This window comes from Streptomyces brasiliensis (genome assembly GCF_014647875.1).
Lineage (GTDB): Bacteria > Actinomycetota > Actinomycetes > Streptomycetales > Streptomycetaceae > Streptomyces > Streptomyces brasiliensis.
Genome location: NZ_BMQA01000001.1, coordinates 677,891 through 701,144, shown reverse-complemented (window position 1 = coordinate 701,144; position 23,254 = coordinate 677,891). Strand labels below are relative to the sequence as shown.

Sequence of the window (23,254 nt, the reverse complement as noted above, 5' to 3'; positions counted from 1 at the left end):
CGGCACGACAGGAGAACTCCTCTTCGTGACCGTGCGACCGCCGCGGCGACAACACGTGCCTGGTCGAGGAGCAAGACATCGTCTACCGGTCCGGGCGAAGTTCGGCACAGCACCCGCAGGACCTCGACACCGCGGCCTCGCCGCGTTCCGACGAGCCCTGGAACATCCCCCTGCAACCGGACCCCGCGCTGCTGTTCCGCTTCAGTGCCCTTACCGCGAACGCGCACCGTATCCACTACGACGCTCCGTACGCGCAAGGAGAAGAGGGCTACCCGGATCTCGTGGTCCACGGCCCGCTCCTGGTGCTCACGATGCTGGACCTGGTCCGCCGCAACGCCTCGGACCGCCGGGTGCAGTCGGTGTCCTACCGGCTGCGGCGCCCGGCGTTCGCACGCGAGCGCCTTCTGGCGTCCGGCATGCCCGTGGACAACAAGGCCATGCTGCGGGTCGGGACGCATCGCGAGCAGCGCCATGCAACAGCCGAGGTGATCTTCGCATGACAGTGTCCAGAGACCAGATTGAATCCGCTTGCAGTCTGCTGTTCGTCCCAGGTGACCGACCCGACAGATTCGCCAAGGCCGCCGACTCGGGCGCCGACTTGATCATCATTGATCTCGAGGACGCCGTTGCTGAGCTGGACAAGCCGTGCGCGCGAGAGAACGCGGCCGAATGGCTCGCCCAGGGCCACGGCGCCCTGATCCGGATCAACCCGCCCGGTACCCCGGAGAGCGACGCCGATGCCGAAATGGCCGCTCGATACGCCGCGCCGGTCATGGTGCCCAAGAGCGAGGACTCCGCCGTGCTGGCCGACCTGGTCCGCCGTACGGCCGGCAGAAGCCCGCTGATCCCTCTCGTCGAGACGGCCGCCGGCGTGGAAAGAGCCATGGATGTGTGCGCTGCGGCCGGCGCCGTCCGAGCAGCCCTCGGCAACGTCGACCTCGCCCGTCAGCTCGGCGTCGCCCACGACGACCACCTGGCACTCGCCTATGCCCGTTCCAAGGTGGTCTCCGCTGCGGCCGCGGCGGGCATGTGCCCACCGGTCGACGGGGTGACCACCGGAATCCGGGATCTGGAGGCGCTCACAGCGGATATCGCGCTTGCTCGGCGACTGGGCTTCACCGGCAAACTGTGCATCCACCCTTTCCAGATCGCCCCTGTCGCCGCCCACTTCGCTCCTTCAGAGAACGAACAGATGTGGGCACGCTCCGTGCTCGCCGCAGGGGACTCGGTCACGCTGGTCGATGGACACATGGTCGACAAGCCCGTGCTGGAACGCGCGAGACGCATCCGGGACGCCGCGCTTCGTTCTTCGGCTGTCCCGCGATGAAGAGAACGGGCCGCTCGCGGCGCCGCAGGCAGCGTCGCGAGCGGCTTCGTCGGCGCGTCGCGCCCGGGCGGAGCTTGAGCGAGAGGTGGGTCGCGCAACTCGCCCCGGCCAGTACCGGTCTCAACCGGTAGCCCTCGGCGGGCCGGAGCCAGGGCCGTCCAGCGGCGGGTACTGCCATGCCCATGCCGGTACGCCGCTCAGATATCCGTGATGCGGATACCGGCGTGGGCCTTGTATCGGCGATTGACGGAGATCAGGTTGGCGCCAAGGGCTTCCACCTGGTGTGTGTTGCGCAGTCGTCCCCCGAACACCCCTCGCATGCCAGGGATGCGTTCGGCTAGCGCCTGGACTGTGTTGGTGGCGGTGCGGTTGTCGCCCAGTACAAGGACGTCGGTGTTGATGCGGTCGACGTCCTGGTCGAGCAGCAGGACTGCGGACAGATGGTGGAAGGTGGCGGTGACCTGGGAGGCGGGCAGGAGCGCTGCGGCCTGTTCGGCTGCGCTGCCCTCCGGAGGCCTGTGAGCGAAGGCACGCGTTTGTCGAAGCCCAGGGGGTTGACGCAGTCCACCACGATTTTGCCGGCGAGCTCGTCGCCTTGAGCCCCAACTTCGGTGCCTGGCGATATACCCAGCTCGTCGACATGTTCAGCATGGCGGCGGTTAGCTGGACGTCCAGGAGGACGGAGTTTGCGTCCACTTCTGTGCCCCTCTTCCGTGAGACCAAGTGTGATCAAGTTCGTCAATGTGTGGCCAGAGTCCCGGCACGGTTCGATTTGGTGAGGCCGCTGATTTGGAGTAGCGCCGGGCTGTCGTTCTTGGGGCGGACGCACGCTGAGCGCACGGCGGCACGTGGTCACTCTCCTTAGCCTCGCCTGGCGCGCACCCCTCGTCCGCTCTCGGGGCACTGGGTGCCACATCCCGGTTGGGTCAAGTACCGTGTACGCGTCCCGCGAGCAGGGTGGAAGGCAGCCTCAGCGCCTCTGCACTTGTCTGGCGGGGTGTCAGAAAAGTCAGCATTCGGTCAGCATCAGTCCTGCAAAACCTTGCTGAAGCTGCCCATAGATGCGACTCGGACGACGGCGGGAAGACCGCCGCTGGCCTGTAAAGTGCAGGTCAGGAGGGTTCCTCGGGAGGGGCCACATGCTTCGCCAGATGTTCAAGTCCAAGATCCACCGAGCCACCGTCACCCAGGCCGACCTGCACTACGTGGGATCCGTGACCATCGACGCCGAGTTGCTCGACGCCGCCGATCTGCTGCCCGGCGAGCTGGTTCACATCGTCGACGTCACCAACGGTGCCCGGCTGGAGACGTACGTCATCGAGGGTGAGCGCGGCTCCGGTGTCGTGGGGATCAACGGGGCCGCCGCCCATCTCGTCCACCCCGGCGACCTGGTGATCATCATCAGCTACGCTCAGGTGACCGACGCCGAGGCGCGGACGCTGCAGCCGCGGGTCGTGCACGTCGACCACGACAACAGGGTCGTGGCTCTCGGTGCCGACCCGTCCGAGCCGGTGCCCGGCTCGGCGCAGGAGCGCAGCCCGCAGGCCGTGCCGGCCTGACCCGACCGTCAGGAGCGTGCCCATGAGCGACCTCGAGATCCGCGACGACCGGGCGGCGGGCCGTCTGGAGGCCGTGGCCGACGGCGAAGTCGTCGGCCACATCGAGTACTTCGTCCTCGAGGCTCCCGGGCGCGCGCTGGTCGCCGTCCACACGATCGTGGACCCTTCCCACCAGGGGAGGGGCATCGCGGGCTCCCTGTCCCGTGAGCTGTACGCCGTCGCCGCACGCGAGGGCATCGCGGTGGTCCCGCTGTGCGCGTACGTCGTGAAGTGGGCCGAAGGGCACCCCGAGGAGGCCCCGGCCGCCGACCCCGAGCTGCTGCGCGCGGCGAAGCGGTGGCTGGTGGCGCATCCCGAGCGGTTCTGAGAACGTACGGCCGACCTCGCCGCGTGGGTGCTCCCTCGCCTCGTGGCTCACGTGCCCGGAAAGGACACAGCCGACATGCTCGCCCTGCTCCACACCTCCCCGACGCACGTCCCGGTCTTCGACGCCCTCCGCGACGAGGACCACCCCGGCCTCGAACTGCGGCACTTCGTCGACGAGGAGCTGCTGGAGCGAGCCGGCCGGGAGGGGCCCGAGGCGGTGGCGGAGGAGGTCCGGGCTCTCCTCGACGAGGCCGTCGCCGGGGGCGCGCGGGCCGTGCTGTGCACCTGCTCGACCATCGGTGCCGTCGCTGAGTCGAGTCAGGTGGGCGTGCCGGTGCTGCGCGTCGACCGTCCGATGGCCGCCGCCGCGGTGGCCGCCGGACCGCGCGTCGTCGTGGCCGCGACCGTGGAGAGCACCCTCGAGCCGACCGTGGCCCTGGTGGAGGAGGAGGGCCGCCGGGCGGGGCGCGTCGTGACCGTGCGCACGCTGCTGGTCGAGGGCGCCTGGGCGCGTTTCAAAGCGGGGGACCACCAGGGCTACGCCCAGCTCGTCGCCGCCGCCGTGGACACGGTCACCGACGCCGACGCGATCATCCTCGCCCAGGCCTCCATGACCCCGGCGCAGCCGCTGACGTGTACCAAGGTGCCGGTGCTGTCCAGCCCGCGCCCCGGCCTGTCCGCAGGGGCGGAGGCCGCGGCACGGGTCCGATGATTCATGTCAGGGGCGGTCCCGGTTCCGGGCTCGGGACCGGCTCCGGGCCCGGAGGAATCGGAGACGGGGAGGGCTCCGGGGGCGGACCCGGATGTGGGGCCGGGGCCGGGGGCGGAGTCGGGACAGGAGCCGGCGGCGGTTCCGGAGGCGGGACCGGGTTCGGATACGGCTCAGGGTGCTGTGGGTCCGGACCGGGCGTCGGTCCGGGCCGTACGGGGTCCGGGTGCGGGTCACTCATGGTGTCCTCCGGCCAGTCGCGAGACATCGCCTCAGGACTACTACTACTCCATCACCTACCCGACCCGGGCACACTCCAAAGGGCCGCGGGACGGTGAGGACATGCGGCGAGGGAGACGCCACGAAGGGGCGCGGGGAACTGCGCGACCAGCCACGACTCACCCGCACCCGCTCCGCGACACCGATCACCCGAGTCATCGGGCGCCCCTCGACGCACCCGGCACCCAAGACCCGGCCGGAGCGCCGGAGGCCTACGCGGTGACCTCCGACCGGTCCCCGCCCCACAGCGTGTGGAACGACCCGTCCCGGTCCGCCCGCCGATAGGTGTGCGCACCGAAGAAGTCCCGCTGCCCCTGCGTGAGCGCCGCGGGCAGCCGCTCGGCGCGCAGCGCGTCGTAGTACGCCAGCGCCGCCGCGAAGCCCGGCGTCGGCACGCCCTGGCGGGTCGCCGCGACCAGCACCTCGCGCCAGTCGTCCTGCGCCGCCGCGATCTCCTGCGCGAAGGTCTCGTCGGACAGCAGGCTCGGCAGATCCGGCCGGGCGTCGTACGCGGCACGGATCCGGTCCAGGAACGCGGCGCGGATGATGCAGCCGGCGCGCCAGATTGCGGCGATGGCACCGTGGTCGATGTCCCAGCCGTACTCCTCGCCGCCCGCCGCGATCTCGTGGAAGCCCTGCGTGTACGACACGATCTTCGACGCGTACAGCGCCTGCTCGACCTTGTCGGCGAAGGCCGCCGCCTCCGCCTCGGACAGCGGAGTGGGCTTCGGACCGGCCAGCCCCCGGGACGCCTCCCGCAGCGCCGCGTGACCGGACAGGGACCGCGCGAACACCGCCTCCGCGATGCCCGACACCGGCACGCCCAGGTCGAGGGCGATCTGCACCGTCCAGCGGCCCGTGCCCTTCTGTTCCGCCTGGTCCACGACGACGTCCACGAACGGCTTGCCCGTCGCCGCGTCCACGTGCGACAGCACCTCGGCCGTGATCTCGATCAGATAGGAGTCGAGGCGGCCCGTGTTCCAGGTGCGGAAGATGTCCGCGATCTGGGCGGGGGAGTACCCGGCGACGTCCCGCAGCAACTGATACGCCTCGCCGATCAGCTGCATGTCGGCGTACTCGATGCCGTTGTGCACCATCTTCACGAAGTGCCCGGCGCCGTCCGGCCCCACGTGCGTGACGCACGGCGCGCCGTCCTTCGCCTTCGCGGAGATCTTCTCCAGCATCGGGCCCAGGGACTTGTACGACTCCTTCGAGCCGCCCGGCATGATGCTCGGGCCGTGCAGCGCGCCCTCCTCGCCGCCGGAGATGCCCGTACCGACGAAGTGGATGCCCTGCTCACGCAGCTCCCGCTCGCGGCGCCGGGTGTCGGCGAAGTGCGCGTTGCCGCCGTCGATGATCATGTCACCGGGCTCCAGGAGCGGGGCGAACTCCTGGATGACCGCGTCGGTGGGGTCACCGGCCTTCACCATGATGACCAGGCGGCGCGGACGCTCCAGCGCCGCGACGAACTCCTTGGCCGTCTCGGCCGCGATGAAGTCGCCCTCACTCCCGAACTCCTCGACCAGCGCGTGCGTCCGCGACGCCGTCCGGTTGTGCACCGCGACCGTGTAGCCGTTGCGCGCGAAGTTCCGGGCGAGGTTGCGGCCCATGACCGCGAGACCCGTGACGCCGATCTGGGCTGAAGTGTTCATTCGGTTGACTCCTAAGCATCCTGGTAATCGGTGGTGCCAGTTCTGCCCGCCAGTATTGCCCCTGACCATCCTGACGTGCCGGTAGGCCGACCGCATGTCCGGTTTGTGCCGGTCCGGCGGAGGCCTGTGCAGGCAGATACGCAAGGACAACCCCAGATGCCTCACCCGTAATCCAAGTGGGACCGGATTCCTGGTCCCTTGTGAGCCGACGCGGCCGATTGCCGCCTTGTCATGGCCTGTTCGCGGCCCTTACTTTTGCCCCTCCTGACGCATGTGGAGGGGGCTCTCCATGGCCGTACGCGGCCGGCACCGCCGGTATCAGCCGAACAGGATCAACCGCGCCTCGCTCACCGTCACCGCGGGCGGCGCGGGCCTCGCGATCCCGCTGATCGGCGCCGGAACCGCCCACGCGGCCGACTCGGCCACCTGGAACAAGGTCGCCGCCTGCGAGTCGAACGGCGACTGGAGCGTCAACACCGGCAACGGGCATTACGGCGGGCTCCAGTTCACCCGGTCCACGTGGGAGGCGTACGGAGGCGCGAAGTACGCCCCGCGTGCGGATCTGGCCACCCGTGACGAGCAGATCGCGGTGGCCGAGCAGGTGCTCGACGGACAGGGGCCCGGCGCCTGGCCGGTGTGCTCGGCGCGGGCCGGTCTCACCCGCGGTGGTGAAGGCACGTCCGGCGTACGTACGGACAGCGCGGCGACCCGGCCCGCCAAGAGTGCCGTACGGGACGTACAGCCCCAGACCCCGCCACAATCGCGGGCGGGCCGGGCGGAGATGTACACGGTCGTGCACGGCGACACGCTGTCCGGGATCGCCGAGGAACGGCAGGTCCGCGGCGGCTGGCAGGGGCTGTACGCGGCCAACCGCGCGACGATCGGCTCCGATCCCGACCTGATCCTGCCCGGCCAGCGCCTCGACCTGCGTGCCGGTGCCGCGTCGGTACCGGACCGGCACGCCACCCCCAAGCGGTCGGTGAAGAAGGCTTCGGAGAAGCGGGAGGCCAAGAAGGGGACGAAGAAGCACTCCTCCGGCACCCACGTCTCATCCACCGGCAGCCACTCCCACTCCCTCGTCGCCCCCGTGAACGCCTCGACCGGCACGCCGTACCACGCGGCCGGCTCCCACTGGTCGAAGGGCTACCACACCGGCGTCGACTTCCCCGTGCCCACCGGTACGTCCGTACAGGCGGTCGGCGCCGGGCACGTCGTCGAGGCCGGCTGGGGCGGGTCGTACGGCTACCAGGTGGTGATCCGGCACGCCGACGGGCGCTACTCGCAGTACGCCCACCTCTCCGCGATCTCGGTGAAGGCCGGGCAGCCGGTCTCCGGCGGTCAGCGGATCGGGCGCTCCGGCTCCACCGGAAACGCCACGGGCCCGCATCTGCACTTCGAGGTGCGGACGGGGCCCGGTTTCGGCTCGGACGTCGACCCGGTCGCCTATCTCCGGGCCGGCGGGGTCAGGATTTGACCCTCGTGCCAGGTCGGTCGGGGACCAGCAGAGGGACATAGATGCCGGTGTAGAACGGCGAGTACGAGGCGGTGAGGGGATACGGGTCCGTGGTGGGGCCTTCTCCTCCGTCCTCCCGCCCGCCCTCCGGAGCGAGCTCTCCGTCCGACGTCGGTGCGAGGACGTCCTCCAGTACGGTGTCGTCCGCGTCCAGGATCGTCCGCAGGGCCTTGCTCTCGAGGGCCACGGAGGTCACGAGGTCCACGGCGTCCGCGTCTTCCACGGCGACCCGCTGCTGCGGAACGCTCACCTGCGGCTCGGGCTCGATCCGCTCCGTCGTCAGCAGGATCAGTCCGCCCGCCGCCACCACACCGCAGCTCAGGGCGAGCGCGGTGCCCGTGGTGCCGTAGCGGAAGGTCTCGCCGAACATCGTGATGCCGACGGCCGCTGCAAGCACCGGGTTCACCACGGTCAGCGTGGCCAGCGGTGCCGCCAGACCGCCGCCGCGGTACGCGGCCTGCGACAGGAGCACGCCGCCGACGGCAAAGGCGCCGATCACCGCGAGGGCCGGCAGGTCCGCCGCGGAGACGCCGCCGGTCCAGTCGACCGCGACGGTCTTGGTGAACACCGACGACATGCCGAAGGCTATGCCGGACGCAGTGGCGAGCAGCACGCTGCGCACGGCCGGGTGCCGGTGGGCCGCACGGCCCGCGATCATCAGTGCCGCGACCGCCCCGCCGGTGACCAGCGCCACGCCCACGCGCTGGGCTCCGGCGAGCGAATGGCCGTCGGAGGTGCCGACCAGGGACAGCAGGCCCGCGAGGCCCACGGTCGCCATGATCGCGCCGCGCCAGGCCGTTTTGCCGGCCCCGCGGCCGACGAACAGGGCTGCCATCGGAAGTGCGAACACGATGGTCAGGGCACCGAGCGGCTGCACCAGGCTGAGCGGGCCGTAGGCCAGCGCCGCCACGTGCAGGAGTCCACCGAGTCCGTTCAGTGCCACGGCCGCCCACCAGCTCGGCCGGCGCAGCGGCGCGTACTGCTCGCCGGGGGAGGTCACCGCGACCTGCTCCTGCACGATCGCTCCACCCGCGTAGGCGATGGCGGAGACGAACGACAGCACCACGGACAACGCGAGGGCACTCACGAGCTGCTCCCCTGCGTGAGGCGGGGGCGTTGGGCCCGTCGCGGCGAACGGTCGGCTTTCATGGCGAACACTCTGCCCGTCCGGATGCTTCCCGTCGTCGTACCTGAGCAGGCAATGGGTCCTACTGCCGATGGAGTACGCCCCCCGTCCCATCCTCCCCAGGGTGGGCGACAGCGGGTGGAGTCCCGCTCGCCCCGGCCTCCGGCGTTTCTGGTACTACTCGCGATCGTGGACCTCGCCCCCGATCTCGCCGCACTCCGCCCGCTCGGCGGCTTCTTCGTCCTGCGGACGACCGGAGCGACCGGAGCCCGGCGTGAGCCGCCGGGCGGTCCGCTGCCGACCCTCGCGGAGATCTACGAAAATCCGGGGTCGGATGTTTACGGGAGGTCCCTTGCTTTCCGCGTCGAACTGGTCGCTGATCGTATTCGCGCAGCTGAGCTGCGAGTTTCGGTCTCCGTCGCCCAGCAGGCGCTCGCGGCCCGGCTGTGGTCCGTGGCCCTCGGCTGCGCCGCCCTGTACGGCCGTGTCCCCGACCTCGCTCCGCGTCTGCTGCGCTGGGACCCGGCCGCCACTGCCCCGGAGGACCTGTGGCTGACCGAGGTTCGACCGCTGCCCGGCGACGCGGCCACACTCGTGGACACCGTCCTCGCCGGGCACCTCGAACCGCTCGTCGAGGCGCTGCACACCCGCTACGGCGTCGCGACCGGCCTGCTGTGGGGCAACGCGGGTTCCGCCCTGGCCGGGGCCGCCCGCGAACTCGCCCGCTGGGCGCGCGCCCACGGACGTGCCGACGTGGCCCACCGGACGCGCACGCTCACCGCCGACCTGTTCACCCACCCGCTCCTGAGCGGCACCGGAACCTTCACCGGCACCGCCTTCCGGCGCCGCAGCTGCTGCCTCTACTACCGCGTCCCCGACGGAGGAGTCTGCGGAGACTGTTGCTTCACACGGCCCCCACGCTCTTCCCCGCGCGCCCCGTCTGGGTGACCATGGGGACCGGCGCCAAGACCAGGGGGTTACGGGTGCGAGTAGGACTGCTGAGCCGGGAGTACCCCCCGGACGTGTACGGCGGCGCGGGCGTCCATGTCGAGTTCCTCGCCCGGGAGTTGACGCCCCTGGTCGACCTCGAGGTGCACTGCTGGGGCGAGGGTCGCGGCGTCGGCGTCGTACGCCACCGCCCGTGGTCCGCTCTCGACACCGCCAACGACGCGCTGCGCACCTTCTCCGTGGACCTGTCCATCGCCGCCGCGCTCGAGGGCCGCGAACTCGTCCACTCCCACACCTGGTACGCCAACCTCGCCGGGCACTTCGCCAAGCTCCTGTACGGAGTCCCGCACGTGATGACCGCCCACTCGCTGGAGCCGCTGCGTCCCTGGAAGGCCGAGCAACTCGGCGGCGGATACGCCCTGTCCGGCTTCGCCGAGCGCACCGCGATCGAGGCCGCCGACGCGGTGATCGCCGTGTCCGGGGCCATGCGCGAGGACATTCTCGGCTGCTATCCGGCACTGGATCCCGCCCGGGTGCACGTCGTGCACAACGGCATCGACACCAGGCTCTACCGGCCCGATCCCGGTACCGACGTCCTCACCCGTCTGGGCGTGGACCCGGGCCGCCCCTACGTCCTGTTCGTCGGCCGTATCACCCGCCAGAAGGGCGTGCCTCATCTGCTGCGCGCCGTACGGGACATCGATCCGGCGGCCCAGGTCGTGCTGTGCGCCGGAGCCCCCGACACCCCGGAGATCGACCGGGAGTTCCGCGACCTGTTCGAGGAACTCAGCCGGGCCCGCGAGGGCGTGCACTGGATCCCGCAGATGCTGCCGCGCGCGGACGTCATCCAACTCCTCACCCACGCCTCCGTGTTCGTCTGCCCCTCGGTGTACGAACCGCTCGGCATCGTCAACCTGGAGGCGATGGCCTGCGGCACGCCCGTGGTGGCCTCCCGGGTCGGCGGCATCCCCGAGGTCGTCGCGGACGGCGAGACGGGCCTCCTGGTCACCCTGGACGAGGACTTCGAGGCCTCCCTCGCACGGGCGCTGGACTCCGTGCTCGGCGACCCGGTGAGGGCACACCTGATGGGCGAGGCCGGACGGGAGCGCGCGGTGGGGGAGTTCGGCTGGGACGCGGTCGCCCGCCGCACGGTCCGGCTGTACGAGGAGATCCTCAAGGCTTAGCCCGTGCCGCACAGGGGCATCCATCGGGCACAACCAGGGTGAGGGGAGCGGCCATGCGTGGTGGTGGTCCTTCGGTTCTCGGGATCGTGCTGGCGGGCGGCGAGGGGAAGCGGCTGATGCCGCTGACAGCGGACCGTGCCAAACCCGCGGTCACCTTCGGCGGCACGTACCGCCTCGTCGACTTCGTCCTCTCCAACCTCGTCAACGCCGACGTGCTGCGCATCTGCGTGCTGACGCAGTACAAGTCGCACTCGCTGGACCGGCACATCACCACCACCTGGCGGATGTCCAGCCTGCTCGGCAACTACGTCACCCCGGTCCCCGCCCAGCAGCGGCTCGGCCCGCGCTGGTACCTGGGCAGCGCCGACGCGATCCTGCAGTCCCTCAACCTGATCTACGACGAACAGCCCGACTACGTCGCGGTGTTCGGCGCCGACCACGTCTACCGCATGGATCCGCGGCAGATGCTCACCCAGCACATCGAGGGCGGCGCGGGCGTCACGGTAGCGGGCATACGGGTGCCCCGCTCCGAGTCCTCCTCGTTCGGTGTGATCACGCCGGGCTCGGACGGGCAGACCGTCGAGCGCTTCCTGGAGAAGCCCGCCGATCCTCCGGGCCTCCCGGACGCCCCGGAGTGCGTGTTCGCGTCGATGGGCAACTACATCTTCACCACCAAGGCCCTGATCGAGGCGCTCCAGCGGGACGCCGAGGACGAGCAGTCCGTCCACGACATGGGCGGCTCGATCCTGCCCCAGCTCACCGGCCGCGGCGAGGCCCAGCTGTATGACTTCAGCAACAACCACGTCCCCGGCGAGACCACCCGCGACCAGGGCTACTGGCGCGACGTGGGCACCCTCGACGCCTACTACGACGCCCACATGGACCTGATCGCCGAGCGGCCCGCGTTCAACCTGTTCAACCGCAGCTGGCCCATCTACACCCACTCCAACCAGCTCTCACCGGCCCGGTTCAATGCCGGCGGCATCGCGAGCGAGTCCATCATCAGCGCGGGCTGTCTGATCCGCGGCCAGGTCACCCGGTCCGTGCTGTCCCCGGGAGCCGTGGTCGACCCGGGAGCCGTCGTGCAGGGTTCCGTGCTGCACGACAACGTCCACATCGGCCGGGGCGCGGTCGTGCGCGGTGCCGTCCTCGACAAGAACGTCGAGGTACCGCCCGGCGCGACGATCGGCGTCAACCCGGAGCGGGACGCCGAGCTGTACACGGTCTCCAAGGGCGGCGTCATCGCACTGGGGAAGGGCCAGCGGGTGCCGTGACGAAGGGCCGGCGGGTCCTGTGACGCCGTGCCGGCCGGCCTCGCGAGGTCCGCCCCCGTACCGCCGCGCCCGCGACGCGCACCGCGCCGACGCGCCCGGTTACCGGGCTTCACGCCCCCGTGACCTCAGGATGCAGACACATACGTCGAGCTCCGGAGGTCATCAGAGATGAGACGGACCCGTCGTCCGCGCCTGTGCCTGGCCGGGGTGCTGGCAGCGTCCGCGCTGCTGGCCGCGCCGACCGCACGGTCCGCCGAGCCGACCGACGGTCACCTCACCGATCTGGTCAACCCGTTCATCGGCACCCGGAACGAGGGCAACACCTTCCCCGGCGCGGCCGTGCCCTTCGGCATGGTGCAGCTCTCGCCGGACACCGGGCACAGGACCGGATACGACTACGCGGACAGCCGTATCCGCGGCTTCTCGCTGGTCCACCTCTCGGGCGTCGGCTGCCGGATCGGCGGCGACCTGCCCGTCCTGCCGACCACCGGCGAGGTCACGCAGACGGACAACGCGCGCTACGCGTCCGGCTTCCGCCACGAGGACGAGGCGGCGAGCCCGGGCTACTACCGCGTGGGCCTGTCCTCCGGGATCGACGCCGAACTCACCGCGACCGCGCGCACCGGCGTCCAGCGCTACACCTTCCCCGCCACCGACAAGGCCAACGTCCTGCTGAACGCCGCCCAGTCGCTGCACAAGGCGGTGGGCAGCAGGGTCGAGATCCTCGACGACCGGACCGTACGCACCGAGATCACGGGCCGCGGCTTCTGCCGCGACACCCTGCCGTACACGGTGTACACGGTCACCCGCTTCGACCGGCCCTTCACCGCGTACGGCACCTGGGACGGCAAGACCGTCAGCCCCGGTTCGCGGACCGGACCGGGCGGCGCCTATGTCCGCTTCGACACCACCCAGAACCGTACGGTCACCGCGACCACCGCCCTGTCGTACGTCGACGCGAAGGGCGCCGGGACCAACCTGCGGGCGGAGGGCGGCCGTTCCTTCGACGCCGTCCGCGAGGCGGCCCGGCGCGCCTGGGAGGAGCGCCTCGGCGCCGTCCGCGTCCAGGGCGGCGGCGACACCCTGCGCCGTACCTTCTACTCCTCGCTGTACCGGTCCTTCCTCGCGCCCGACGTCGGGAGCGACGCCGACGGCCGCTACACCGGCTGGGACCGGAGGGTGCACCGCGCCGAGGGCTTCACCTACTACCAGAACTGGTCCTTGTGGGACACCTACCGCACCCAGTGCCAGCTCCTCGCGCTGCTCGCGCCCCGCGAGGCCCGCAACATGGCGATCTCGGTCGTCCGGGTCGGCGAGGAGGGCGGCTGGCTGCCCAAGTGGGGCTACGGCACGGTCGAGACGAACATCATGACCGGCGACCCGGTCACCCCGTTCCTGACCACCGCCTATCACAGCGGGCTCCTCGACGGGTATGAGGAGCGGGCGTACCGCCTGCTGCGTCAGAACGCCGACGGCGTCCCGCCGGCCGACGTGCCGACGGCGGGCCGGGAGGCCAACGCCGAGTACATCGCACGGGGCTGGGCGCCCTACGTCAAGGGACGCCCGCAGACCAAGCTCGGCGACTCGGACTACCACCAGGGCGGCTCGGTGACCCTCGAGTACGCCCTGTCTGACGCGATGCTCGCGCAGATGGCCCGCAGCCTCGGACACACGGCGGACGCCGACCGGTACGCGGCCCGCGCGCGCAACTACCGCAACGTCTTCGACCCCTCGACCGGTTTCTTCCGCGCCCGGGACGCCGCCGGCGCCTTCGCCGGACCTGCCGACCCCGCCCACAGCGTGGGCTTCCACGAGGGCACCGCCTGGCAGTACCAGTGGCTGGTGCCGCAGGACCTGCCCGGCCTGGTCGGCCTGATCGGCGGCGATCGCGCCGCCAACGACCGGCTCGACAAGTTCTTCGCCTACGACCGGCTGCTCGCCGACCCGGCGACGACCGCGCGCGAGGTGTGGGTGCACGGCAACGCGTACGCGTACTACGACGCCGCCACCTACAACCCGCAGAACGAGCCCGACCTCATCGCCCCGTACACCTATCTGTCGACCGGTCAGCCCTGGAAGACCACGGACGTCGTGCACGCGGCGCTGACCCTCTTCACGGACACGCCGACCGGCATGACCGGCAACGACGACCTGGGCACGATGTCCGCCTGGAACGTCCTGTCGTCCATCGGCCTCTTCCCCGTCCAGCCCGGATACGGCACCTGGGGCCTGACCACGCCCGTCTTCGACCGCGTCGACCTCACCCTGGACCGCGCCCACTGGCCGGGCGGCGGGCTCACCGTGACCGCGAACGGCACCTCGGCCGCCGACCGCTACGTCCAGTCGGCCCGCGCCGACGGAGTGCCATACGACCGCACGTACCTGACGACCCGTGCGCTGCGCTCCCTGCGCTCGCTCGACTTCACGGTCGGCCCGCGCCCGTCGGAGTGGGGTACGTCACCCCGAGCGGCGCCACCGGCACTGAAGTGACCTCAGGCACCTCACCCCCTTTCGGCGAGGTGGGACTTAATCTTGCGTTAACTGAGCGTAGCCTGATCGTACTTGACCGTAATCGCCTCACAGGGGTTGACTGCTTTGCCCCACCCACCGTCGACGCGAGGCAAGCCATTGACTTCTGACCTGCTCGCTCCCCTCGACCTTGCGTTCTGGCACATCGAGTCCGACCGGCACCCCATGCACCTCGGCGCGCTCGGTGTCTTCTCCGCGCACTCGCCCACCGCCGGCGCCCACGCCGCCGACCTGCTCGCCGCCCGCGCCGCCGCCGTGCCCGGGCTGCGCATGCGCATCCGGGACGTGTGGCAGCCCGTCGGCTCCCCGCTGGCGCTCCCGCTCGCCTTCGGCGGCGCCGCCCGCGAACCTGATCCGGACTTCGACCCCATGAACCACGTACGGCTGCATGCGCCGACCGGCGACTTCCAGGCCGTCGCCGGCCGGCTCATGGAGCGCCCGCTGGAGCGGAACCGGCCGCCGTGGGAGGCCCACGTGCTGCCCGGCGAGGACGGTGTCTCCTTCGCCGTGCTGTTCAAGTTCCACCACGCGCTGGCCGACGGCCTGCGCGCGCTCAAGCTCGCCGCCGGCGTCCTGGACCCGGTGGACCTGCCCGAGCGCGGCCCCCGCCCGGTCGAGCCGCCGCGCGGCCTGCTGCCCGACGTGCGCAAGCTGCCCGCTCTGCTGCGGGGCGCCCTGTCGGACGTCGGCCGGGCCCTCGACATCGGCGCCTCCGTCGCCCTCTCCACGCTCGGGGTGCGCTCGTCCTCGGCTCTGACCTCCGAATCCAGCGGCACCCGCCGCACCGCCGGGGTCGTCCTCGACATCGACGACGTGCACAAGGTCCGCAAGGCCGTCGGCGGCACCGTCAACGACGTCCTCATCGCCGTCGTCGCCGGCGCTCTGCGTCGCTGGCTCGACGAGCGCGGCGACGGCAGCGAGGGCATCGCGCCGCGCGCCCTGATCCCCGTCTCCAAGCGCCGCCCGCGCAGCGCCCAGCCACAGGGCAACCGGCTCTCCGGTTACTTGATACGGCTTCCCGTCGGTGACCCCGACCCGCTGCGCCGCCTCGACACGGTCCGTACGGCGATGGGCCGCAGAAAGGACGCCGGGCCCAACCGGGGCGCCGGTGCCGTCGCCCTGCTCGCCGACCACGTGCCCGCGCTCGGGCACCGGCTCGGCGGACCGCTGGTCGGCCAGGCCGCCCGGCTCTGGTTCGACATCCTGGTGACCAGCGTCCCGCTGCCCGGCCTCGGCCTCAGGCTCGGCGGCCACCCGCTCACCGAGGTCTACCCCTTCGCCCCGCTCGCGCCCGGCCAGTCCCTGGCGGTCGCCATCTCGACGTACCGCGGCCGTGTCCACTACGGCCTGGTCGCCGACGCGCGCGCCGTCCCGGACCTCGACCGGCTCGCCCGCGCGGTCACGGACGAGGTGGAGACCCTGATCACAGCCTGCGAGTCCGAGTAGGGCCGGGTTTGGCCATGTGGCCCGGCGCTCCGTAAAATTCCGCGTTCGAAGCGGGTGCGACCGGAGCGCCGCGCGGGTGATCAGGGAAACGGCAGCGCAATGACGGTGACAGAGGACGGCCCGACGACGGCCATCGACGAGACGGCCGGCGAGTCCCATGGTCCCGGAATCGACCCCGGGCGCCTCGCGGTGTGCCTCAGTGTGCTGGCGGAGCTCGACGAGCTCGACGTGGACCACCCCGACGCGATCACGGTGCGCCGGGCCACCTCGCACCTCTACCGCACGGTCAAGCAGCGCCGCCGCCAGGAGCGGCGCGCCGCCAAGACCGCGCACGACAAGGCGGTCACGGAGGCCACCGCGACCGGCTCCGCACAGCGCATCGACGACGAGACCGAGGGCATCCTGCCCTCCTCGGCGACCGGCGAGGGCCAGATCGCGGGCATACTCCAGCGCCCGCGCTCCTGCTACATCTGCAAGCAGCGCTATGTCGAGGTCGACTACTTCTACCACCAGCTCTGCCAGAAATGCGCCGCCGAGAACCGCGCCCGCCGCGACGCCCGTGCCGACCTCACCGGCAAGCGCGCGTTGCTCACCGGCGGCCGCGCCAAGATCGGCATGTACATCTCGCTCAGGCTGCTGCGCGACGGCGCCCACACCACGATCACGACGCGCTTCCCGAACGACGCGATCCGCCGCTTCAAGGCCCAGCCCGACAGCGCGGACTGGATCCACCGGCTGAAGATCGTCGGCATCGACCTGCGCGACCCCGCGCAGGTCGTGGCGCTGGCCGACTCGGTCGCCGCCGAAGGTCCGCTGGACATCCTGATCAACAACGCGGCACAGACCGTACGGCGCTCCCCGGGGGCCTACAGCGAGCTGGTCGCCGCCGAGTCGGCGCCGCTGCCCGCCGGTGAGCTGCCCGCCGCCGAGGTCATCGGCACGTTCGGCTCCGGCGCGGTCGCCGCTCTCCCCGTCGCGGGCGGCGGCGCACTGACCGCGCAGGACGTCACGGACCTGGCGCTGGTCTCCGGCTCGGCGTCCCTGGAGCGCATCGCGGCCGGTACGGCCATCGACGCGGGCGGCCTCGTGCCCGACCTGCACCACACCAACAGCTGGATCCAGTCGGTGGACGAGGTCACGCCGGTGGAACTGCTCGAGGTCCAGCTGTGCAACTCCACGGCACCGTTCATCCTGATCAGCCGTCTGCGGGCGGCGATGGCGGCCTCCCCGGCCCGCCGCACCTACATCGTGAACGTCTCCGCCATGGAGGGCGTCTTCAGCCGCGGCTACAAGGGCGCCGGCCACCCGCACACCAACATGGCCAAGGCCGCCCTGAACATGCTCACGCGCACCAGCGCCCAGGAGATGTTCGAGAAGGACCGCATCCTCATGACGGCCGTCGACACCGGCTGGATCACCGACGAGCGCCCGCACCCCGACAAGGTCCGCCTCGCCGAGGCGGGCTTCCACGCGCCCCTGGACCTGGTCGACGGCGCGGCCCGGGTGTACGACCCGATCGTGCGCGGCGAGGAGGGCGAGGACCTGTACGGCGTGTTCCTGAAGGACTACGCACCGGGCAAGTGGTGACACCGGCGCCGGGCCGCGGGCGACAGGTCGCCGGTGCGCGGGTCACCGTCTGATGACGGACCCTCAGTCGACCGCCCCCAGGCGGGAATTGCGCGCCGCCACCAGTTCCAGGACTGTACGCCAGTCCTCCAGGACCCCGGCGTCGAAACCGGCGAACCGGCCCTCCTCGGTGGCCTGGCGCAGACGCAGCAGGTCGTCGTCCGTGGCGGGGCCGTGGTGCCGCACCAGACGGTGGACCCGCTCGCCGAGCAGGGGGCGCACGGCCTCGGCCGCGTGTTGCGCGCGATCGGCCCCGCCGCCGGGGCCGAGCAGTTCCCCGATGCCGTGCACCAGCCCCGCCACCTGGAGTTCCTTGTCGGCGGGGCGGGTGCGGCGCAGCAGCGCGGCGGTGCGCAGCGCGTGCTCGTGGGGGCAGGCGTACAGCAGGTCCATCAGCTCCTCGACGCTGCGCAGCTCCATGCGTCAGTCCTCCCGCGAGACAGCCGTTGTCTGATGTCAGCAGATCATGAGGAGCTTGCGACGCGGCCAACGGCACTTGAACTGCGCGACGTCGACGCCCAAGTGTTCGGCCATGTAGGCCAAACGGGTGCATCCAGACAGCGCACCGCGTAACAAACCGGTGCAGACTGGCTTGGGTGAAGTACGGAGTGACTCGGGAAAGTTACGGCTTGTTTGCACTCCCGATCGAGCGGACCCCCGCTCATTTGGTTAATCTAAGGGGTGGCGGACAGCATTACGGGTCCCACCCACACCCATGGTCCGTCCCGGGACTCGCCGGTCACAACGGCCTGCTCTCGTGAGAGGTACCGGCGCCACCGCGTCCGAACTGGCCTTCCATCCAGACCCGAGCGGGTGTCCGGCGCCGGAGTACAGGCTGTCCGACAGACCCCGAGGGTGACCCGACACATAAGGAGTGCGCGGTGACACCGGAGAAGACGAATCGCGATCAGCGCCCCAAGGAACGGACGGAGCGCACGGGCCGCCGGCCCGGACAGCTCGGCAGTCTGGACGTGTGGGCCCGGTCCGCCCCGATCCGCCTCGCGGGCTACGAGGACGACCTGGCCGAACCCCACATCCTGCCCAGCGTGGACTGAGCCGACCGGTCCCGCCGCGTTCTCCTGAGGCATGGGCGTGCGAGACTCACGCCCATGCTGATCAGACAAGCCGTGGCCGACGACTGGCCGCGGATCTGGCCGTTCTGGCACCGGATCGTCGCCGCCGCCGAGACATACGCCTGGGACCCCGGCACCTCGCAGGAAGCGGCCCGGGCCCTGTGGACGGGCCCTGGCAAGCGGGTGTACGTGGCCGAGGACGCCGACGGCACCGTGGTCGGCTCCGCCTACCTCACCCCCAACTACGGGGGTCCCGCAGCGCAGGTCGCGAACGCCGGCTTCATGGTCGACCCGGACCAGGGCGACCGCGGTATCGGCCGCGCCCTGGCCGAGCACGTTCTGGCTGAGGCGAGGGCTCACGGTTACCGCGCGATGGTCTTCAACGCGGTGGTGGAGACCAACCCCGCCGTCGCCCTCTGGACGTCCCTCGGCTTCACGATCGTCGGCACGATCCCCAGGGCCTTCGACCATCCCCGGCACGGCCCGGTGGGGCTGCACATCATGTACCGCGCGCTCGACGAGGACTAGCTGCTCAGTCGAGCGGTGCCGTGCGGTGCCACGGGTGCAGGGACTCCAGCTGTTCCGCCAGGCCCAGCAGGGTGGACTCCGCGCCCGGGCGGGCCGCGAGCTGTACGGCGCAGGGGGCGCCCGACGGGAGCGTGCCGAAGGGGACGGACATGGCCGGCCAGCCCGTGAGGTTCCACGGGGGCGTCAGAGGCGAGTAGTTGGTGTTGGCAAGGATGTTGCGCAGCCAGCCGCGCTCGTGCCACGGCCCGGCCGTGGGGGAGCGGCGGGCGAGGGCCGGGGTGAGCAGCACGTCGTGTTCGGTGAAGAAGGGGGTCAGCCGGGCGCGCAGCCGCTCGCGCCGGTCCCCGGAGCGCACCGAGCCCAGGAAGCGGCGGCCCAGCGCCGCGTGCACCCGGGTCCGCCGGTTCAGTCGCGCCGGATCGAGGCCCTCGGCGTCCATCGCCGTGCCCGCCGTCCAGTGCTGCAGCGAGGTGAGGCCCAGCGAGAGCGGATACGGCGGCTCGGCGCGTCGCACCTGGTGCCCGGCCCCGGTGAGCAGCCCGGCCGCCTCCCGGACCGCGGTCGTATACGATCCGGCGATCGTAACCCCGGCGAGCGGGCTGCGCAGGGACACCGCGATGCGCAGCTGGTCCGGCTCGTCCCGCCGTACGAATGCCGTGTCCGTGTCGGCGAGGAGGGACAGCGCGAGCCGCAGATCCTCGACGGTGGTGGCCAGCACCCCGTTCTCGGCCATCCCGAACCAGTCGCCGTGGCCGATCCCCGCCGGCACCACTCCGTGTCCCGGCTTCAGCGTGACCAGCCCACAGTTCGCCGCCGGGATGCGCAGCGAGCCCATGCCGTCGTTGCCGAGCGCGATCGGCACCAGGCCGGCCGCCACCGCCGCCGCGCTGCCGCCCGACGAGCCGCCCGCCGTGCGCGCGGTGTCCCAGGGATTGCGGGCGGTGCCGTGGACGCCCTCCGTCGTGCCGAAGACGCACAACTCGGGCACGTTCGTCAGCCCCACGACCACCGCGCCCGCCGCCCGCAGCCGGGCCACGGTGGGATGGTCCTCGGCGGCGGGCGTGTCCGGCGTCGCCGCCGAGCCGTTCCGGCTGGCCTCGCCGCGCACCGCCAGGTTGTCCTTGACCGCCAGAGGCACACCCGCGAGCGGCAGCCCGGCCAGGTCGGTACGGGCGGCCACCTCGTCCGCCTCCGCGAGCGCCGCCGCGGCCCGCACCGTACGGAACGCGCCGATCCGGCCGTCGAGCCGCTCGATCCGGGCGAGATGCCCGGCGACCACCTCCCGGGGCGTGACCCGCTTCTCGCGTACGGCGGCGGCGATCTCGACGGCGGTCCGGCCGACCCAGCTGGTCACGGGCGCTCCTGGGGAAAGTACGAGGGCGGCGCGCGGGTGCGTACCGGTCGGTAGGTCCCGTGCGTAGGAGCACTGTGCCCCTTGGCGCGCGCCGCGTCGAGAGGCGGTCGGCCCCTTGGACATTCGCTCCACCGCTCTTGCGGGCCGGCCGGCCGCACCGCCGGGTGCGGTCAGCCGGCCCTCACCGGCCCTGTGCTGTCCCGCTCGATCAGGCGCGGCACCGGCACCTGGACCGTCCGTGCCGGGCCGCCGTCCAGGAGGGCCAGCAGTTCGCGTGCCGCCGTCGAGCCGAACTCCACGCTGTCCCTCGACAGTGCCGACAGCCACGGTTTGACGATGCGGCACAGTGCCGAGTCCTCCCAGGCCACCACCGACAGGTCCGCCGGTACCGAGACGCCGAGTTCGGACGCGGCGGCCACGCCGGCGACCGCCATCACGTCGTTGTCGTAGACCAGGGCCGTCGGAGGAGTGGCACCCTGCAGGACCCGGCGGGTGACGGCGGCGGCCTCGCTGTCCGAGTAGTCGGTGGTCACCGACTGCACCTCGGCCAGCCCCCGCCGCTCGGCCTCCGCGCGCAGGGTGCGGATACGGCGCTGGGTGTGCGCGAGACCGGGCAGACCCGCGATGTGCACGATCCGGCGGTGACCCAACGCCGTCAACTCGTCCACGACCGAGGCCATCGCCCCTGCGTCGTCGGCCCAGACGGTGGACAGGCCGGGGTGGCGTTCGTCCGGGGCCCCGCCGATCACCACGGCGGGCAGGCCCAGTTCGTCCAGCAGGTCGGGACGCGGGTCGTCGGCGCGTGGGTCGACGACCAGGACCCCGTCCACCCGATGCTCCGCCCACCAGCGCCGGTACACGGCGCACTCGTCCGCCACGTTCTCCGCCACCTGGAACAGCAGGCCGAGATGACGCTCCGCCAGCACTTCCTGGATACCCGAGACGAGTTGCAGGAAGAAGGAGTCCACCCCCAGCGTGTGGGCCGGGCGCGCCAGGACGAAGCCGACCGTCGCCGCGCCCTCCCCGGACAGCGCGCGGGCCGCCGTGCTGGGGCGCCAGCCCAGTTGCTCGGCGACGCGGCGCACCCGGTCCCGCGTCACTTGGGAGACCCCGGGCCGCCCGTTGAGCGCGAAGGAGACCGCGCTCTCGGACACGCCGGCGCGCCGCGCGATGTCCTTCATCGTCGGCCGACGCGCGGGCGACCGCTTGCCTGACACCCCTGCTCCCCATTCCGTAGAGACGATCTGTCGAGGTGATCTGCCTGACGATCTACTAAAGCGCTTGAGTTCGGCCATCCTAAAGCGCATTAGCGATCGTGGCAATACTGCGATTATGCGGCTGTGACCTGGGGGTTCGTGCAACTAATTAATTTAGCTGGAGTGAATCCATTGACTTGCCCGACAAACGGCGGGCATGGTCTGGCCGGGCCGCTCGGCCCACCCCACGCAAAGGAGCCACGCATCGTGCGCATCTCCCGCAGAACCTTCGCGGCCGTTGCCGCCGCCGCCCTCTTCCTGCCGCTGAGCGCCTGCGGTTCGGGGGACGACGGGGGCGGTTCGACCGACGCCTCGGGCAAGATCGAGGGCGACATCACCTTCCAGACCTGGAACCTGCGCGCCAACTTCAAGCCGTACTTCGAGGGTCTGGTCTCCGGCTTCGAGAAGAAGTACCCGGGCACCCATGTGAAGTGGATCGACCAGCCCGCCGAGGGGTACGCCGACAAGATCAGCGCCGACGCGGCCGGCGGCACCCTGCCCGACGTCGTCAACGTCTCGCCCGACCTCGTCGCCCCGCTCGCCAAGGCGGGCCTCGCCCTCGACCTCGACAAGACCGCCGCCAAGTACAAGCCCGAGTACCTGGAGGGTGCCTGGGCCAGCCATCAGATACCGGGGCTGAGCGGGACGTACGCCTTCCCCTGGTACCTGAACACCGGGCCGATGTTCTACAACAAGTCCCTGTTCAAGAAGGCCGGACTCGACCCCGAGCAGCCCCCGAAGACCTACGACGACCTCTTCACCGACGCCCTGCAGATGGCGCAGCAGAGCCACGGCAAGGTCGCCACGCTGGCCAACGTGCCGACCATCGAGGACTTCGGACGCTACGGCGCCGAGCTGATGAACAAGGAGGGCACCGGCTTCGCCTTCAACGACGCCAAGGGTGTCGAACTCCTCACCAAGTACAAGGAGTTGTACGACGCCAAGGCCCTCGACCCGCAGGCGCTGACCGCGACCCCGGAGTCCACCGGCAAGAAGTTCCTCACCCAGGCCGTCGCCATGAACCCCGGCAGCGCCCTCGACCTCGGCAACTTCAAGAAGAACGCGCCGGGCCTGTACAAGAACATCGGCATCACCGACCAGATCACCAGCACCGGGCACGTCAACATGTACGTGATGGGCGTGATGGTCAACTCCCGCACCAAGCACACCGCCGCCTCGGTCGCCTTCGCGCACTATGTGACGGACGCGGAGAACCAGATGTCGTTCGCCAAGCAGGTCGCCATCTTCCCGAGCACCGCCGGCTCCCTCGACGACCCGTACTTCACCAAGGAGGACGGCACCGACGAGACCCGCGTGCGGATCGCCGCCGCCAAGTCCCTGAAGAACGCGGTCAACTACACGCCCGTGCTGTTCAGCGAGCAGATGAAGACCGCGCTGCGCAACGAGGTCGCCAAGGCGCTGCAGGGCAAGGAGAGCCCCAAGGCGGCCCTCGACAACGCTGTCAAGGCCAGCGACCAGCTCCTGAAGCAGCAGGGCTGATCCGG

General features: G+C 71.2%; 20 protein-coding genes and 1 pseudogene. 15 read left to right on the top strand and 6 right to left on the bottom strand.

The features are described from left to right. The first annotated feature begins 59 nt into the window (after positions 1-59). Both IEZ19_RS54365 and IEZ19_RS03240 read left to right on the top strand, forming a co-directional pair. On the top strand, positions 60-500 hold the full coding sequence (locus IEZ19_RS54365; protein WP_506004995.1) for an HTD2 family dehydratase: 441 nt from the start codon (positions 60-62) through the stop codon (positions 498-500). Beyond that, complete coding sequence (locus IEZ19_RS03240; protein WP_189309400.1) at positions 497-1,327, top strand: HpcH/HpaI aldolase/citrate lyase family protein; 831 nt, start codon at positions 497-499, stop codon at positions 1,325-1,327. The genes IEZ19_RS54365 and IEZ19_RS03240 overlap by 4 nt, the downstream gene beginning before the upstream one ends. 197 nt (positions 1,328-1,524) lie before the next feature. Here the strand turns inward: IEZ19_RS03240 and IEZ19_RS50370 are convergent. Continuing rightward, positions 1,525-1,919, bottom strand: a pseudogene (locus IEZ19_RS50370) (Rossmann-fold NAD(P)-binding domain-containing protein); the annotation flags it as partial. A gap of 547 nt (positions 1,920-2,466) precedes the next feature. Between IEZ19_RS50370 and panD the strand changes: the two are divergent. The 3 genes from panD to IEZ19_RS03225 all read left to right on the top strand — a co-directional run bounded on the left by panD (position 2,467) and on the right by IEZ19_RS03225 (position 3,964). Beyond that, positions 2,467-2,886, top strand: coding sequence for an aspartate 1-decarboxylase (panD, locus tag IEZ19_RS03235; RefSeq protein WP_189309399.1), 420 nt, complete (start codon positions 2,467-2,469; stop codon positions 2,884-2,886). Positions 2,887-2,908: 22 nt separating this feature from the next. Beyond that, entirely contained in the window at positions 2,909-3,253 is a 345-nt protein-coding gene (locus tag IEZ19_RS03230) for a GNAT family N-acetyltransferase (protein WP_189309398.1), read from the top strand. A gap of 75 nt (positions 3,254-3,328) precedes the next feature. Further along, positions 3,329-3,964, top strand: a complete 636-nt coding sequence (locus IEZ19_RS03225) for an aspartate/glutamate racemase family protein (RefSeq protein WP_189309397.1) — start codon at positions 3,329-3,331, stop codon at positions 3,962-3,964. 488 nt (positions 3,965-4,452) lie between these two features. On the opposite strand, the gene gnd is transcribed toward IEZ19_RS03225, so the two are convergent. Continuing rightward, positions 4,453-5,892 (bottom strand): NADP-dependent phosphogluconate dehydrogenase, encoded by a 1,440-nt coding sequence (gene gnd, locus IEZ19_RS03220; RefSeq protein ID WP_189309396.1) that lies wholly within the window; start codon positions 5,890-5,892, stop codon positions 4,453-4,455. A 289-nt stretch (positions 5,893-6,181) separates the two neighbouring features. Here gnd and IEZ19_RS03215 point away from each other — a divergent pair, with 289 nt between their 5' ends. Further along, the gene (locus tag IEZ19_RS03215; protein WP_189309395.1) at positions 6,182-7,366 is read left to right on the top strand and encodes a transglycosylase family protein; all 1,185 of its coding nucleotides are present in this window, start codon (positions 6,182-6,184) and stop codon (positions 7,364-7,366) included. On the opposite strand, the gene IEZ19_RS03210 is transcribed toward IEZ19_RS03215, so the two are convergent. Next, the gene (locus tag IEZ19_RS03210; RefSeq protein WP_189309394.1) at positions 7,356-8,492 is read right to left on the bottom strand and encodes a DMT family transporter; all 1,137 of its coding nucleotides are present in this window, start codon (positions 8,490-8,492) and stop codon (positions 7,356-7,358) included. The two genes, IEZ19_RS03215 and IEZ19_RS03210, sit on opposite strands and share 11 nt — an antisense overlap. A gap of 228 nt (positions 8,493-8,720) precedes the next feature. On the opposite strand from IEZ19_RS03210, the gene IEZ19_RS03205 reads away from it, so the two are divergent. The 6 genes from IEZ19_RS03205 (at position 8,721) to IEZ19_RS03180 (ending at position 17,499) form a co-directional block, all read left to right on the top strand. Continuing rightward, on the top strand, positions 8,721-9,479 hold the full coding sequence (locus IEZ19_RS03205) for an IucA/IucC family C-terminal-domain containing protein (RefSeq protein WP_229839868.1): 759 nt from the start codon (positions 8,721-8,723) through the stop codon (positions 9,477-9,479). Between the two features lie 35 nt (positions 9,480-9,514). After that, the gene (gene glgA, locus IEZ19_RS03200; RefSeq protein ID WP_189309499.1) at positions 9,515-10,663 is read left to right on the top strand and encodes a glycogen synthase; all 1,149 of its coding nucleotides are present in this window, start codon (positions 9,515-9,517) and stop codon (positions 10,661-10,663) included. Between the two features lie 53 nt (positions 10,664-10,716). Then, positions 10,717-11,937 carry a glucose-1-phosphate adenylyltransferase gene (glgC, locus tag IEZ19_RS03195; protein ID WP_189309393.1) on the top strand — a complete coding sequence of 407 codons (1,221 nt, stop codon included), beginning with the start codon at positions 10,717-10,719 and terminating at the stop codon, positions 11,935-11,937. A 168-nt stretch (positions 11,938-12,105) separates the two neighbouring features. After that, on the top strand, positions 12,106-14,427 hold the full coding sequence (locus IEZ19_RS03190) for a GH92 family glycosyl hydrolase (RefSeq protein WP_189309392.1): 2,322 nt from the start codon (positions 12,106-12,108) through the stop codon (positions 14,425-14,427). 138 nt (positions 14,428-14,565) lie between these two features. Then, a complete protein-coding gene (locus IEZ19_RS03185; protein WP_189309391.1) occupies positions 14,566-15,912 on the top strand; it encodes a wax ester/triacylglycerol synthase family O-acyltransferase in 1,347 nt (448 codons plus the stop codon). Between the two features lie 99 nt (positions 15,913-16,011). Beyond that, complete coding sequence (locus IEZ19_RS03180; protein WP_189309390.1) at positions 16,012-17,499, top strand: SDR family NAD(P)-dependent oxidoreductase; 1,488 nt, start codon at positions 16,012-16,014, stop codon at positions 17,497-17,499. A 63-nt stretch (positions 17,500-17,562) separates the two neighbouring features. Here the strand turns inward: IEZ19_RS03180 and IEZ19_RS03175 are convergent, their stop codons facing one another. Then, entirely contained in the window at positions 17,563-17,958 is a 396-nt protein-coding gene (locus IEZ19_RS03175; protein WP_189309389.1) for a hypothetical protein, read from the bottom strand. A gap of 461 nt (positions 17,959-18,419) precedes the next feature. On the opposite strand from IEZ19_RS03175, the gene IEZ19_RS03170 reads away from it, so the two are divergent. Both IEZ19_RS03170 and IEZ19_RS03165 read left to right on the top strand, forming a co-directional pair. Further along, on the top strand, positions 18,420-18,593 hold the full coding sequence (locus IEZ19_RS03170) for a hypothetical protein (RefSeq protein ID WP_189309388.1): 174 nt from the start codon (positions 18,420-18,422) through the stop codon (positions 18,591-18,593). Positions 18,594-18,647: 54 nt separating this feature from the next. Beyond that, the gene (locus IEZ19_RS03165) at positions 18,648-19,139 is read left to right on the top strand and encodes a GNAT family N-acetyltransferase (protein ID WP_189309387.1); all 492 of its coding nucleotides are present in this window, start codon (positions 18,648-18,650) and stop codon (positions 19,137-19,139) included. Between the two features lie 4 nt (positions 19,140-19,143). Here IEZ19_RS03165 and IEZ19_RS03160 read toward each other — a convergent pair whose 3' ends face one another. Continuing rightward, on the bottom strand, positions 19,144-20,493 hold the full coding sequence (locus IEZ19_RS03160; protein WP_189309386.1) for an amidase: 1,350 nt from the start codon (positions 20,491-20,493) through the stop codon (positions 19,144-19,146). 170 nt (positions 20,494-20,663) lie between these two features. Next, entirely contained in the window at positions 20,664-21,674 is a 1,011-nt protein-coding gene (locus IEZ19_RS03155; RefSeq protein WP_189309498.1) for a LacI family DNA-binding transcriptional regulator, read from the bottom strand. A gap of 282 nt (positions 21,675-21,956) precedes the next feature. Here IEZ19_RS03155 and IEZ19_RS03150 point away from each other — a divergent pair, with 282 nt between their 5' ends. After that, positions 21,957-23,249 (top strand): ABC transporter substrate-binding protein, encoded by a 1,293-nt coding sequence (locus tag IEZ19_RS03150; protein WP_189309385.1) that lies wholly within the window; start codon positions 21,957-21,959, stop codon positions 23,247-23,249. The last annotated feature ends 5 nt before the right edge of the window (positions 23,250-23,254 follow it).